Origin of the sequence: Mesorhizobium sp. M0968 (assembly GCF_040319065.1) — a bacterium.
In the GTDB taxonomy this organism is placed as follows: domain Bacteria; phylum Pseudomonadota; class Alphaproteobacteria; order Rhizobiales; family Rhizobiaceae; genus Mesorhizobium.
The window spans coordinates 18,205-31,876 of record NZ_JAMYNL010000003.1; the positions used below are offsets into that span (position 1 = coordinate 18,205).

General features: G+C 64.2%; 15 protein-coding genes. 8 read left to right on the forward strand and 7 right to left on the reverse strand.

Going from position 1 to position 13,672, the window contains the following annotated elements; translation table 11 throughout:
• Nucleotides 1-60: 60 nt before the first annotated feature.
• Nucleotides 61-1,518 carry a bifunctional phosphopantothenoylcysteine decarboxylase/phosphopantothenate--cysteine ligase CoaBC gene (gene coaBC / locus NKH67_RS05600; RefSeq protein ID WP_352469479.1) on the forward strand — a complete coding sequence of 486 codons (1,458 nt, stop codon included), beginning with the start codon at nt 61-63 and terminating at the stop codon, nt 1,516-1,518.
• Here coaBC and NKH67_RS05605 read toward each other — a convergent pair.
• From NKH67_RS05605 to rpsU, 4 genes are all read right to left on the reverse strand, one after another.
• Complete coding sequence (locus tag NKH67_RS05605) at nt 1,515-2,972, reverse strand: MFS transporter (RefSeq protein WP_352469480.1); 1,458 nt, start codon at nt 2,970-2,972, stop codon at nt 1,515-1,517. The genes coaBC and NKH67_RS05605 overlap by 4 nt on opposite strands.
• 403 nt (nt 2,973-3,375) lie before the next feature.
• Entirely contained in the window at nt 3,376-3,849 is a 474-nt protein-coding gene (locus NKH67_RS05610) for a DUF992 domain-containing protein (protein ID WP_352469481.1), read from the reverse strand.
• 136 nt (nt 3,850-3,985) lie between these two features.
• The gene (locus tag NKH67_RS05615; protein ID WP_352469482.1) at nt 3,986-4,831 is read right to left on the reverse strand and encodes a tetratricopeptide repeat protein; all 846 of its coding nucleotides are present in this window, start codon (nt 4,829-4,831) and stop codon (nt 3,986-3,988) included.
• Between the two features lie 161 nt (nt 4,832-4,992).
• Nucleotides 4,993-5,265: a 30S ribosomal protein S21 gene (gene rpsU, locus NKH67_RS05620; protein ID WP_023675331.1), complete on the reverse strand. Its 273-nt coding sequence runs from the start codon at nt 5,263-5,265 to the stop codon at nt 4,993-4,995.
• A gap of 207 nt (nt 5,266-5,472) precedes the next feature.
• On the opposite strand from rpsU, the gene NKH67_RS05625 reads away from it, so the two are divergent.
• Both NKH67_RS05625 and NKH67_RS05630 read left to right on the forward strand, forming a co-directional pair.
• Nucleotides 5,473-5,760, forward strand: a complete 288-nt coding sequence (locus NKH67_RS05625; RefSeq protein WP_352448269.1) for a type II toxin-antitoxin system RelE/ParE family toxin — start codon at nt 5,473-5,475, stop codon at nt 5,758-5,760.
• Between the two features lies 1 nt (nt 5,761).
• On the forward strand, nt 5,762-6,052 hold the full coding sequence (locus NKH67_RS05630) for an addiction module antidote protein (protein WP_352448268.1): 291 nt from the start codon (nt 5,762-5,764) through the stop codon (nt 6,050-6,052).
• 135 nt (nt 6,053-6,187) lie between these two features.
• Here NKH67_RS05630 and NKH67_RS05635 read toward each other — a convergent pair whose 3' ends face one another.
• The 3 genes from NKH67_RS05635 to NKH67_RS05645 all read right to left on the reverse strand — a co-directional run bounded on the left by NKH67_RS05635 (nt 6,188) and on the right by NKH67_RS05645 (nt 7,936).
• Nucleotides 6,188-6,574 (reverse strand): SET domain-containing protein, encoded by a 387-nt coding sequence (locus NKH67_RS05635; RefSeq protein ID WP_352454023.1) that lies wholly within the window; start codon nt 6,572-6,574, stop codon nt 6,188-6,190.
• A gap of 128 nt (nt 6,575-6,702) precedes the next feature.
• Nucleotides 6,703-7,461, reverse strand: coding sequence for an SDR family oxidoreductase (locus NKH67_RS05640; protein ID WP_352469483.1), 759 nt, complete (start codon nt 7,459-7,461; stop codon nt 6,703-6,705).
• A 106-nt stretch (nt 7,462-7,567) separates the two neighbouring features.
• The gene (locus tag NKH67_RS05645; protein ID WP_352469484.1) at nt 7,568-7,936 is read right to left on the reverse strand and encodes a DUF2568 domain-containing protein; all 369 of its coding nucleotides are present in this window, start codon (nt 7,934-7,936) and stop codon (nt 7,568-7,570) included.
• Between the two features lie 205 nt (nt 7,937-8,141).
• On the opposite strand from NKH67_RS05645, the gene NKH67_RS05650 reads away from it, so the two are divergent.
• From NKH67_RS05650 to NKH67_RS05670, 5 genes are read left to right on the forward strand one after another with little or no spacing between them, the layout of a single operon-like run.
• A complete protein-coding gene (locus tag NKH67_RS05650) occupies nt 8,142-9,395 on the forward strand; it encodes a sarcosine oxidase subunit beta (RefSeq protein ID WP_352469485.1) in 1,254 nt (417 codons plus the stop codon).
• A gap of 7 nt (nt 9,396-9,402) precedes the next feature.
• Nucleotides 9,403-9,813 (forward strand): hypothetical protein, encoded by a 411-nt coding sequence (locus NKH67_RS05655; RefSeq protein ID WP_352469486.1) that lies wholly within the window; start codon nt 9,403-9,405, stop codon nt 9,811-9,813.
• Nucleotides 9,813-10,109 carry a sarcosine oxidase subunit delta gene (locus tag NKH67_RS05660; RefSeq protein WP_023675338.1) on the forward strand — a complete coding sequence of 99 codons (297 nt, stop codon included), beginning with the start codon at nt 9,813-9,815 and terminating at the stop codon, nt 10,107-10,109. Before NKH67_RS05655 ends, NKH67_RS05660 begins: the two co-directional genes overlap by 1 nt.
• Entirely contained in the window at nt 10,106-13,099 is a 2,994-nt protein-coding gene (locus NKH67_RS05665; RefSeq protein WP_352469487.1) for a sarcosine oxidase subunit alpha, read from the forward strand. Before NKH67_RS05660 ends, NKH67_RS05665 begins: the two co-directional genes overlap by 4 nt.
• A complete protein-coding gene (locus NKH67_RS05670) occupies nt 13,092-13,670 on the forward strand; it encodes a sarcosine oxidase subunit gamma (protein WP_352469489.1) in 579 nt (192 codons plus the stop codon). Before NKH67_RS05665 ends, NKH67_RS05670 begins: the two co-directional genes overlap by 8 nt.
• Nucleotides 13,671-13,672 lie beyond the last annotated feature (2 nt).

Here is a 13,672-nt window from a genome sequence, read left to right on the forward strand (position 1 = left end):
GTTGCAAAGTGATTGCATTGCTATCATTGCACTCGGCAATTCCGGGCAAGGTGCAATCAGATGGCCAGCATCACGATCCGCAACCTTGATGACGAGGTCAAGGACCTGCTGCGCCGACTGGCGGCGGAGAATGGCCGGTCGATGGAAGACCAGGCGCGGGTGATGATCCGCGCAGCGGTCGAAGGTCAGTTCGGTTCGGCCGGTCGCATCGACCAGATCGAGAAAACACTGCGCGAACTGACGAGTTCGCAGAGTCCAGCAGCGCCGGTGGTCGCCGTCTCCAGCCCGCGAGGCATCCTCTCCGGCAAGCGCATCCTGCTGATCATCGGCGGCGGCATCGCCGCCTACAAGGCGCTCGACCTGATCCGCCGGCTGCGCGAGCGCGGCGCGGCAGTGCGGGTGGTGATGACCGCGGCGGCGCAGGAGTTCGTCACTACGCTGTCGGCCGGGGCGCTGTCGGCCGACCATGTTTTCACCGAATTGTTCGACCGGCAGGACGAGCACGACATCGGCCATATCAGGCTGTCGCGCGAGGCCGACCTTTTGGTCGTGGCGCCGGCCACCGCCGACCTGATGGCAAAGCTCGCCAATGGCCATGCCAACGACCTTGCCTCGACCTTGCTCATCGCCACCGACAAGCGAGTTTTGATGGCGCCGGCGATGAACCCGAAAATGTGGGCGCATCCGGCGGCCCGCCGCAACCGCGCGACGCTGAGCAAGGACGGCGTCGCATTCGTCGGCCCGGCGAAGGGCGAGATGGCCGAGAGCAACGAGGTGGGCGAGGGCCGCATGGCCGAGCCGCTGGAGATCGTCGCCGCGATCGAGGCGCTGCTCGACAGCCGGCCAAAGCCGCTGGCGGGCAGGAAGATCATTGTCACCTCCGGGCCGACGCATGAACCGATCGACCCGGTCCGCTACATCGCCAACCGGTCGTCGGGCAAGCAGGGCCACGCCATTGCGGCGGCGCTGGCCAGGCTCGGTGCCGACGTGCGTCTCGTCTCCGGCCCGGTCGGCATTGCCGATCCGGCCGGCGTCGCCACGCTGCACGTCGAAACGGCCGTCGAGATGAAGGACGCCGTCGAGCAACTGCTGCCGGCCGACGCGGCAGTGTTCGTCGCGGCTGTCGCCGACTGGCGCACTCAAAGTTCGGCCGGGGAAAAGATCAAGAAGGTGGCGGGCGAGGGGCCACCGGCGCTGCAGATGGTGGAAAATCCCGATATTCTCGCCGGTGTCGGGCATCACAAAAAGCGGCCGATGCTGGTGGTCGGTTTCGCCGCCGAGACGCAGGACCTGGTCAGGAATGCCCAGGCCAAGCTTGCAAAAAAGGGCGCCGATCTTATCGTTGCCAATGATGTCTCCCATGAAGATGGTTCCCCGGGCGTGATGGGCGGCGACCGCAACAAGGTGCGGATCGTCTCGAAGGCCGGCGTCGAGGAATGGCCGGAGATGAGCAAGGACGAGGTGGCGACGCGGCTCGCGGCGCTGATCGCCGACCGGATGAAGACGGTCGTTGTCTAGTCAATCTCCCCCACGGAGATTGACAGCTTCGCCGGCTTCGTGTCGGTCGCCCCCGAAATCCGCAAGGCGGAAAGGCATCCCAGGATTCCGAGCGGGATAAACGCCAGGAACAGCCAGGCGGCGACACTTGCCGCGGCCTCACGGTTCAGGCCTTCGGAAAAGCCGCTGGCGTTGGCGACGATGCCGGTCAGTGCCGCACCCACGGCATAACCGATGCGCTGCATGGTCGGCACAGCGGCCGAGGCGATCGTCTGCTCGCCTTCCTTGGCCGATGCCACGATGACACGCGTGACGAACGGCCAGGCGATGCCGAAACCGCCGCCTTGCAGCAAGGCACAAAGCAGGATCAACGGGATAGAGCCGGCCGGCACCGTATAGGCGAAACCGGCGACGCCCGTGGCGATCATCAGCGCCCCGCCGACGATGATCAGCCGCTCGCGTTCCGGCGGCGCATTGGCGACGAGGATCGACAGGATCGACCAGGCGATCGATTCGGCGGCGATGATGTAGCCGGTGGTCAGGATCGGAATGCCGTGCAGGCTGGTCAGAAGCAGCGGACCGTAGACGGTAAAGGAGCAGGTCGCCACCGAGAACGCGGCGACCATGGTCATGCCCGCGCCAACCGGCGAGCGCCATGAGAACAGCCGCGACGGGAACAGGCGCGAGCGCGGCTTCAGTGCGTCGATGTAGATAAACAGCGCCAGGCCGACCAGGCCGAGGGTGAGCAGCAGCGACGAGCGCAGCAGGGCGATGTCGACGCCGGCGGTGGCAATCAGCACGACGCTGACGGCGAGGCAGCCAAGTGCCGCAAAGGGAAAGGGCGGCGCCGAGCCGCCCGTCGCCTGCGGCCTTGTTGCTTCCGGTGTGTCGAGCACGATGAAGCTTGCCAGCGCCATCGCCGTGCCGCCGAGGGTGAAGACGCCGAAGGCCCAGCGCCAGGACAGCAATTCGGTCATGACCGCGCCGAGCACGGGGCCGCTGAAGGCGGCGACGCCCCAGATCGCCGACATGACGCCGAAAAGCTGCGGCCAGATCGCGCGGGCAAACAGCCGCTCGACCGAGACGAAGGCCAGCGACACCAGCGCGCCGCCACCGAGCCCCTCGATCAGGCGGCCGCAGAGGAACAGCGGCATCGAAGGCGCGGTGGCGCAGACCAGCGCGCCGGCGGCATAGAGCATTGCGGCGACCATCATGTTTGTACGCAGCGCGACATAGCTCACCAGCCGTCCGGCGGCCGCACCGGCAACGATGGCGCCAAGCTCGTAGATCGCCAGCGACCAGCCGACCAGTTGCACGCCGGCGAGTTCGCCGACCATGGCCGGCATGACCGTTGCCACCATGGTTTCGTTGGTGGCGTGCAGCAGGATGCCGAGGCTGATGAAGCAGAAGCGCGCCAGGTCGCCGCTCGCCCACAGCGCGCGCCAGTCGACCCTGTTTGTGCTTGTCTTGGTCATCCGGTCCCCCAGGCTTTGCTGGTCTGAAGTATTGGAGCGTTCTTCACGTCCAAATGAGTACATGCCGCAGTATGGGAGGACTTCTAGAACCTCAACCGTAGTTGAGATCAAGCGGTCTTGATCGCCGTTGACGTGGCGGATTTCAAAATTGTGCGATGGGGGACGATCACGAGGCGTTGAGATTCTGGTCAGACCGAAGACAAGCAATATTGGATCGCCGCAATCTTCGGTCACGGTAACGGCATGAACACAGTTGCCATGCCGTGATCTTCGAGCGCCGCAACTTTGAACATCAGGGCGGCCCGTCCTCTGCGGAGTGGGCCTGCCGGAATCTATGAGCCTTCGGCAGCCATTCGCAGGCCGACACCTACGCTCCCCGCCGCTCGGGAGCCATGCTGCGCCGTTATTTGAACGAGTGGATCAGGTCGAGCGAGGTGACGGCGACCGCCAGGTTGACGCCGGTCTGTGCCTGGACACTGAGCGGCTGCAGCGAAAAGGCGCTGTCGAGGCCGCCGACCAGGAGATTGGCGCCGCCACCGGTGACCACGCTGGCCTCGGCGTTCACGCCATAGTAGCTGCCGGCAAGGTCGCCTTCATCGTGGTTGCGGGTCGCCGCCAGAACCGCCCATACCAGCTGGCCCTGATGCGTCCGGCCGACATCGACGCCGAGCTTGGAAATCACACCGGTATAGACTTCAGAGGGGCCGCCACGATGCGGACGAAAGACACAGGAAACACCCTTGTTGGAAGTGACGAGATAGGCCGTGCCGCCGTCGATGGTGCAGTCGAGCACGCCGAGCTGGAGTTTGCTGGCGCTGGCGGGAGCGGCAACGACGGTCGTGGCGAGAACAGCGGCACAAGCGAGTTTCTTGATCATGGCAGGGTCCTTTCGAAATTGCCTTGTACAAACGGCTGAGCACGCCGAGCGTTCCGCCGAAAACTTGGCGCCAGCAAGGCGAAGCTAAACGCAGGGTTGTCGGAGTGCGGAAACGGAGGCCCGATTAACCGGCCGCTCAGCCGGCACTGGTGCGGGCCAGGCCGTCCTTGGCCGGCTGGTAGGTCGGATTGAGGTGCACGGCCTCGCGGTAGGATTTCGCGGCCCTGACCTTGTCGCCGCGCCGCTCGTAGATCAACGCCTGGTTGGACCAGGCCTCAGCATTCTTGCCGTCGAGCTTGATCGCCATGTTGAAGTCGGCGAAGGCATTGTCCTCGTCGTTCATGGCAAGGTAGGAGAGGCCGCGCCCGTTGTAAGGCTCGGAGGCGTCGGGCGCCAACGAAATGGCGGTCGAGAAATCCTCGATGGCAAAGGCGTGCTGGCCCTGACTCTGGTAGATCAGGCCGCGATTGTGATAGGCGCGCGCATCGGTCGTGTCGAGCTGGATGGCTTTCTGGAAATCGTTGAAGGCTTCCTGGACCCGGCCCGCCCTGCGGTAGAGATTGCCGCGGCCGATATAGGCGGCGTCATAGTTGGAATTGATCTGGATCGAGCGATTGTAGTCGGCGAGCGCGCTCGCCTGATCGCCGAGGAAGCGCTGGATGAGCGCACGGTTCGAATAGGCCTGGTAAAAATTCGGATTGAGCTGGATGGCGGTGTTGAAGTCCTTCAGCGCCGCCTGGTACTGGCCGCCGCGGCCATAGGCCGAGCCGCGCACATTGTAGGCTTCCGGATCCTGGGGGTTGCGCTGGATCACCGCCGACAGCGAGGAGATGTTCTCGCTCGAGCCTTGCGCCTTGTCGATGTTGTTGAACTCGCCGGTCGGAACACTCTGGCAGCTGGCAAGCGCCATCCCGGAAAGCAGGGCTGCCGTCAGGGCGAGGCCGCGCCACGCGGTTCTGCGCTCTACGGTGATTGCGTCCATGTCTGCCCTGTCCTTACTGCGCCGTCTGGTCCGTTCCCCCTCCGAACCGGCATCTCCCCCAACCGGTCCTCTCGGACCGGGTCGAACTCACAACAAAAAGGTGGCGGCGATTCCGCATCGCGCCACCTTGGATATCCTTGGAAAAGGACGAAAAATTGACGTCAGAACCGCGGCGGACGCGGAGCACCGGCACCGGCAGCACCGGCCGCGACCGGACGCGGCGTCATCGGCAGCAGGCCTTCGCGCTGGGCGCGCTTGCGGGCCAGCTTGCGGGCACGGCGCACGGCTTCCGCCTTTTCACGGGCGCGCTTCTCGGAGGGCTTTTCGTAATGTCCGCGCATCTTCATTTCGCGGAAGATGCCTTCGCGCTGCATCTTTTTCTTGAGCGCGCGAAGCGCCTGATCAACATTGTTGTCGCGGACGAGTACCTGCACGTGCAATCCTGTCTTTCGGGTTTGAAATCAACAGGCAAGCGGCCATAGCCGCAAGCCTCCGCGGCGCGTTACACCACGAATTGGGGCGGCTGATAGCAGAATCAAGGGGCTCTGTCCACAGCCGATTGAGAGGCGGTGCCGTCCGGGCGGGCACGACAGTCCCACATGGCGGCTTGATTTTTTCAATCTGTGAACTATAGTTCACGAGTGACCATCGTTGAGCAAACCGCCGAGTTCCGGGACTGGCTCAAGGGTCTAAACGATATGCGGGCGGCCGAGCGGATTGCGATCCGCGTGGCACGTATCCAGTCCGGACTGATGGGAGACGTGAAGTTCTTCGATGGCATCGGCGAGCTTCGGATAGACTACGGTCCCGGTTACCGACTGTACTTCGTCAAGCGCGGCAGCGCGCTCGTTATCCTGCTCTGCGGCGGCGACAAGTCCTCGCAGAAGCGCGATATCAGGAAGGCCATTGAAATGGCCAAGGAGATCTGAAATGCCCCACGAGACCTTGCCTTTTGATCCTGCCGAACATCTCGGCCGCGCGGAGGCCCAGGCCGAACTTCTTGCCGACGCCTTTGCCACGGGCGATACCGGCTATATCGCGAATGCTCTCGGCATAGTTGCCCGCGCGCGTGGCATGTCCAAGGTGGCGAAAGATGCCGGCGTCACCCGGGAGGCCCTGTACAAGGCACTGAGCCCCGATGGCGACCCGCGCCTCTCGACATTGCTTGGCGTGGTGAAGGCCTTAGGGGTGAAACTCACCGCCGAAAAGACCGAAGCCTGAGGCCGCCGAATCCCGAAACGAAAAAACCCGCCTCGGCGGCGGGTCGCTGGTGTGAATCAGCACCGTAGGGAAATTAATAGCATAGCTGCCGGCACAAAGCAAGAACAAAATTCGCCTTGGGCCAGATAGGCGCCGCTACGCCGTGGCCAGGTGGAGCTGCTCGAAACCCTCGAAGAACTCGCCGTAGTCGCAGGTTATTTCCTCGCCGGCGGCGATGTCGCGGGTCGCGGTGGCCCCGCCATATTGCGAAAAGTCGGTGTTCGGCTTGTCGGCGTGGTTCATGAAGCGGCCATTGTCGACCTCATACACCATGAAGCCCGGCCGGTCCGGACTGGGATAGGCATATCTGTCGAGCAATTCCTTGAGGTGCGGCGGCGCCGTCTCGTATCTTTCCATCGGGATCAGCCGGTCGAAGTCCGGATCGAGCCGCCAGATCTGCGCCCCTTTCCGGATCGGCTCGGCGGCGAACACGCCGACGCCTTCGATTGCGCTTGCAGCGATATAGGTCCTGATCAGCAGCATGTTTCCAACCCGTTTTCGAGGAGAAGACGGAATCGTCAAATCGCCGGGAAAAGCAAGACCGGTTTTTCCGGCATTGCGGCTGGCGGCCGACATTGCGGCTGGCGGGCCGACGCCAACCGCGAAACGCTTCACGTGCGGGTGATCGAGACACCGCCGTCGGCGAACAGTGCCGTGCCGGTGGTGAAGCTCGATGCATCGGAAGCCAGGTAAAGCGCCGAGCGGGCGATCTCCTCTGGCTCGGCGACGCGCTTCAAGGCATGCAGGTTTTCGACGAACGCCCGCGATTCAGGTGTGTTGAATGTCGCCGAAGGCGTGTCGGTGCCGCCCGGCAGCAGCGCGTTGACCCGGACGCCCTTGGCGCCAAATTCGGCGGCCAGCACCTGCGTCAATCCGATCAGTCCGGCCTTGCTCGCGGCATAGCTGGTCATGCCGGGCATGCCGACCGTGTAGCCGACGAAGGTTGAGGTGAAGATCAGCGAGCCGCCGCCGCGTTCGACCATCGCCGGCACCTGGTATTTCGCGCCGAGAAAGGCGCTGGTCAGATTGGTATCGAGTGTCTCGCGCCAGCCCTCCAGCGACAGCTCAGAAACCGGCCCCATCCTGCCGACGGAGCCGGCATTGTTGAAGGCGATGTCGAGCCCGCCGAATTTCTCGACCGCCAGGTCGACCAGGACTTTCGCGTAGGCCTCGTCACGGACATCGCCGGCAAGAGCGATAGCCGTGCCGTCGGCGTCTTCGATTTCGGCAACCAGCGCATCGAGTTCCGCCTGGCGGCGGGCGGCGACGACGAGCCTGGCGCCTTCCTCGGCAAAGAGCTTTGCCGTGGCGCGGCCGATGCCGGAACTGGCGCCGGTGACGATGGCGACCTTGTTGGTGAGTGTGAACATTTTCTGCATCCTTTTTTCGCGCCGGTTCTGGCCGGCAATTGGATGCTTGGTCGCAAATCGGGGCGGTGCGGACCACCCGATACCTGCGAGGTGGTGTCGGCCTGGACTATTGCCTAAGCAGCCAGCCGAGCCGATCGAGCGAAAATGCGTAGCTGACGGCGATCAGAAGGGCGACGGCAATGCCGGCTGTCGTGTAACCGGCCAGGTGGAATCCGGCAGCGCCGCCGAACAGGACGGCGAGTTCGAGCACCAGCCGCAAACCGCCCGGCACCGGAACCGGCGCCCGCCCCGACCGGCTCGGATCGTTCGGCACCGCGAACGTACCCCAGAGCGCGGCGGCAACGAACGGCAATGCCGCGGCAAGGGTCCAGCGCCACATGCCCGCTGAGAGGCTCCAGCCCGCCATGCCGAGGCCGAGCAAAGCGGCGAGTTCCAGCATGAAGCGCAATGTCAGATTCCACCAGACGTTAGCCACCGCCATAATCCTCCGATCGCCAGGCGACGGATAGTGATGGATGGCAATTGCATCAACCAGCCCGCATGCGGCTTTTTCACCACGGCGCAAAACGGCAAGCGCCGTCGCAAACAGTGCAAGGCTGGCAGCGCCGTTTCGCTAGTGATACAGCTCGCGCGCCGGGGTCGACCGATCCGCCCGGCCGCCATTTGCGAGGCCTGCGACGTTGAAGAAATACTCGGTATTCGCCATCGCCCGCGAGGCCATGCGCGGTCACAAGGGCTGGGAGGAGCAATGGTCCTCGCCGGAGCCGAAGAAGGAGTACGACGTCATCATCGTCGGCGCCGGCGGCCACGGCCTGGCCACCGCCTATTATCTCGCCACCGTGCACGGCATCACCAACGTCGCGGTATTGGAAAAAGGCTGGCTGGGCGGCGGCAATACCGGGCGCAACACCACCATCATCCGCTCGAACTATCTCTACGACGAGAGCGCCGGCATCTACGACCATGCGCTGAAGCTGTGGGACGGGCTCAGCCAGGAGCTCAACTACAACGTCATGTATTCGCCGCGCGGCGTCATGATGCTCGCCCATAACATCCATGACATCCAGGTCCTGAAGCGGCACGTCCATGCCAACCGGCTGAACGGCATCGACAATGAATGGCTGACGCCGGAGCAGGCCAAGGAATTCTGCCCGCCGCTCAACATTTCGCGCAATGCGCGCTATCCGGTGATGGGCGCCTCCCTGCAGCGCCGCGGCGGCACGGCGCGGCACGATGCCGTCGCCTGGGGCTATGCGCGCGGCGCCTCGGCGCGCGGCGTCCACATCATCCAGAATTGCGAGGTCACCGGCGTCAAACGGGCGCCGAACGGCGCGGTCACCGGTGTCGAGACGACGCGCGGCTTCATCGGTGCCAGGAAGGTCGGCGTGGTTGCCGCCGGGCACTCATCGGTGATCATGAACATGGCTGGCGTGCGCATGCCGCTGGAAAGCTATCCGCTGCAGGCGCTGGTGTCGGAGCCGGTCAAGCCGGTGGTGCCTTGCGTGGTGATGTCGAACACCGTGCATGCCTATATCTCGCAGTCCGACAAGGGCGAACTGGTCATCGGCGCCGGCACCGACCAATATGTCTCCTATTCGCAGACCGGCGGGCTGCACATTTTGCAGCATACGCTGGACGCCATCTGCGAGATGTTCCCGATCTTCACGCGCATGAAGATGCTGCGCTCATGGGGCGGCATCGTCGATGTAACGCCGGACCGTTCGCCGATCCTGGCCAAGACGCCGGTGCCCGGCCTCTATGTCAATTGCGGCTGGGGCACAGGCGGCTTCAAGGCGACGCCGGGTTCGGGCCATGTCTTTGCCCATACGATCGCCAGAGACGATCCGCACCCGATCAACGCGCCCTTCACCATCGAGCGCTTCCGCACCGGCCGCCTCATCGACGAGGCGGCGGCGGCAGCGGTGGCGCACTGAAGCCGAAATGACGCGCAAGACTCACACCATGCTTTTCGGCTTGGCCCTCGTGGGCGTCACGGTGCTCTTCATGCTGTTGGTGGTCAGGGAGATTTTGGTTCGAATAGTCGGGTATGAGGCTAACGGGGTCGATCCCGTCATGTTGGCCATGTTTGTAGTTGTGGGCGTACTTACTTTTTTCTGCGTGTGGGCGTTTGCCATACCGAAAATACTCAAAAACGCGTTTCTGAATATCGGTTCCCCAAGAACCTTCTCTGGACCACGAACGCAAGCTGATGTCGATCGAGCCAAAGTGAATTTGCGCGCGGTAGGATTGCTCGTCGAAGACCGCCCTGCCGAAGAAAATGTTGTGACCAATCGTGGCAGACATGACGGCTCTGCACATGATGGGTCGACCAAATCCAAGAAAGTCGATTGATGCTTCTCATCCGCTGCCCCTATTGCGAGGAAGAGCGTCCGGAGCTCGAATTCCGCAACGCCGGCGAGGCGCATATCGCGCGTTCCCCAAACATCGCCAGCGAGAGCGACGACGATTTTGAAAAGTTCTTTTTCATCCGTTCCAATCCCAAGGGGATCATCTATGAGCGCTGGCGGCACATGCATGGCTGCGCGCGGTTCTTCAACGCCGTGCGCGACACCGTCAGCGACAGGTTCCTGATGACCTACAAGGCCGGCGAGCCGAAGCCCGTAAAGCTGCCGGGAGCCGCCAAATGAGCGCCACGTTCCGCATTGCCGGCGCCGGGCGGCTCAAACAGGCAAAGATAGCTGGCTTCAGCTTCGACGGCCGCCCCTATACCGGCATCGAGGGCGATACGTTGGCCTCGGCGCTGCTTGCAAACGGCGTCCATCTCGTCGGCCGCTCGTTCAAGTACCACCGGCCGCGCGGCTTGCTGTCGGCCGGCGCCGAAGAGCCGAACGCGCTGGTCGAGATCAAGCGCGACGCGGCACGCAAGACGCCGAACGTGCGTGCCACGGTGCAGGAGCTCTATGACGGATTGACCGCACAGTCGCAGAACCGCTGGCCGTCGCTCGCTTTCGACGTCGGTGCCGTCAGCAGTATTGCCTCGCCGATGCTTTCGGCCGGCTTCTACTACAAGACCTTCATGTGGCCGAAGGCTGCGTGGAAAAACCTCTACGAACCCAAGATCCGCGCCGCCGCCGGTCTTGGCGTCGCTCCTGACCAGCCGGATCCCGACCACTATTCGGCGCGCTTCGCCCATTGCGAGGTGCTGGTGCTTGGCGGCGGTGCCGCGGGCATCGCCGCGGCATTGGCCGCGGCCGAGACCGGCGCGCGCGTCATCCTTGCCGACGAGCAGGCGGAATTCGGCGGCAGCCTGCGCTTCGAGAGCGGCGCGAAGATCGAAGGCCAAGACGGTTTTTCCTGGGCGCAATCGGCTCTCGCCAAGTTGAGCGCGATGGACAATGTCCGCGTGCTGCCGCGTACCACGGCCTTCGGCTATTACGCGCAGAATTTCGTCGGGCTGGTCGAGCGCGTCAGCGACCATCTGCAGAACCCCGGCCGCGACCTGCCGCGCGAGCGGCTGTGGCAGGTTCGCGCTAAACGCGTGGTACTGGCGACCGGCGCCATCGAGCGCCACATGGTGTTTGCCGACAACGACCGGCCGGGCATCATGCTGGCGTCGGCGGCGCGCACCTATCTCAACCATTACGGCGTCGCCGTCGGCAGGAATATCGGCGTCTATACGGCGAACGATTCCGCCTATGCGGCGGCGATCGACCTGAAAAAGGCCGGCATCAACGTGGCGGCGATCGTCGACCTGCGCGACAACCCGACCGGGCCGGCGATCGACGAGGCGAGGGCGCTCGGCATCGAGGTCAATTTCGGCCGCGCGGTGATCCGCGCCGGCGGCAAATTGCGGGTGTCGTCGATGACCGTGCAGCCGAAGAATGGCGGCGGCGAGCGCACCATCCCGGTTGACGCGATTCTGATGTCGGCCGGCTGGACGCCATCGGTGCATCTGTTCTCGCAATCGCGCGGCAAGGTCGCCTTCAATGACGAGACCAAGCGCTTCGTGCCCGGAATTTATGCGCAGGACTGCGTCTCGGTCGGCGCCTGCAACGGTACCGACGGGCTGTCGGCGACGATCGACGAGGCCTATGCAGCGGGCGCCAAGGCGGCCAAGGACGCCGGCAGCAGGCCGGCCAAGGGCTCCAAGCCGAAGGTCGACGCCGGCGAGAGCTGGTCGCGCGGCATGCTGGGTGCAGCACCCGGTGCCGGATCGGATACGACGGTCAAGGCCTTTGTCGACTTCCAGAACGACGTCACCGCCAAGGACATCCGCCAGGCAGTGCATGAGGGCATGCGCTCGATCGAGCACGTCAAGCGCTTCACCACCAATGGCATGGCGACCGACCAGGGCAAGACCTCCAACATGCACGGCCTGGCGATTGCCGCCGAGACGTTGGGCAAGCCGATCCCGCAGGTCGGGCTGACGACGTTCCGCGCGCCCTATACGCCGGTGACATTCGGCTCGATCGTCGGCCACGCGCGGGGTCCCCTGTTCGACCCGACCCGCAAGACGGCGATCCATCCCTGGGCCGAGCGCCAGGGCGCTGTATTCGAGGATGTCGGCCAGTGGAAGCGCGCCTGGTATTTCCCGAAGCCGGGCGAGGACATACATGCCGCCGTCGACCGCGAATGCGTGACGGTGCGCAAGACGGCCGGCCTGTTTGACGCCTCGACGCTGGGCAAGATCGAGGTGGTCGGGCCGGATGCGGCCAAATTCATGGAACTGCTCTACACCAATCCATGGGAGAAGCTCGAGCCCGGCCGCTGCCGGTACGGCATCATGCTGCGCGAGGACGGCTTCATCTATGACGACGGTGTCGTCGGCAGGCTTGCACCCGACCGTTTCCATGTGACGACGACGACGGGCGGCGCGCCGCGGGTCATGAACCATATGGAAGACTATCTCCAGACCGAGTTCCCGCATCTCAACGTCTGGCTGACCTCGATCACCGAGCAGTGGGCGGTGATTGCCGTGCAGGGACCGAAGTCTCGCGACATCATTGCGCCGCTGGTCGAGGGCATCGACATGTCGGATGAGGCGCTGCCGCATATGTCGGTGCGCGAAGGCAGGATCTGCGGCGTGCCGACAAGGCTGTTTCGCATGTCGTTCAGCGGTGAGCGCGGCTTCGAGGTCAACGTGCCGGCCGATTATGGCGAGGCGGTCTGGGAAGCGCTATGGGCCGAGGGCCAGAAGCACGGAGCCTGTGCCTACGGCACCGAGTCGATGCATGTGCTGCGCGCCGAAAAGGGCTACATCATCGTCGGCCAGGATACCGACGGGACGGTGACGCCGAACGATGCCGGGCTCGACTGGGCCGTCGGCAAGAAGAAGACCGATTTCGTCGGCATTCGCGGCATGGCGCGGCCGGACCTGGTCGCCAAGGGCCGCAAGCAGCTTGTCGGCCTGAAGACCAGGGATCCCAAGGTGGTGCTGGAGGAGGGCGCGCAGATCGTCGCGGACCCGAAGCAGGCAATCCCGATGAAGATGATTGGCCATGTCACCTCGAGCTATTGGTCGCAAAATTGCGGCCGCTCGATCGCGCTGGGGCTGGTCGCCGGCGGCCGCGATCGCACGGGCGAGACGCTCTATGTGCCGATGCCGGACGGGATGATCGAGGTGGAGGTCACCGGCATGGTGTTCTTCGACGAGAAGGGGGAGCGCCTCAATGGCTAAAGCCGCTTTGAAAACCGACGCCGCCGGACCCTCAGTCGAACGCCGTCCAGCTCTCGCCGGCCAGTCGCTTTCCGCCGCCGGCGTTACACTTGCCGTGCTGCCGCCGGCCGAGCGCATATCGCTGCGCGCGCCGGAAGCCTCGATTGCGGCACTTTCGAAAGCGCTCGGCGTCGTCCTGCCGCAAAGGCCGAAAACCTCGGCGGCAAAGGCCGGACGCACGGCCTTGTGGCTCGGGCCGGACGAATGGCTGGTCATCGACGAGAGCGGAAAAGATCCGCTCGCCGACTGCGCCAGCATTTCCGTACTGCATTCGGCGGTCGGCATCTCGCACCGCAACGTCGCCATATCGGTTACCGGTCCGGCTGCCGCGGCGACGATCAATGCCGGCTGCCCGCAGGATCTGTCGCTCGACGTCTTTCCGGTCGGGGCGGCGTCGCGTACCATTCTCGGCAAGGTCGAAATCGTGCTGTTGCGCACGGCGGCCGACGCGTTCCGCGTCGAATGCTGGCGTTCCTTTTGCGATTATGTCTTTACTTTTCTGTCGGAGGCGGCGCGCGACGCGGCAGCATAGGC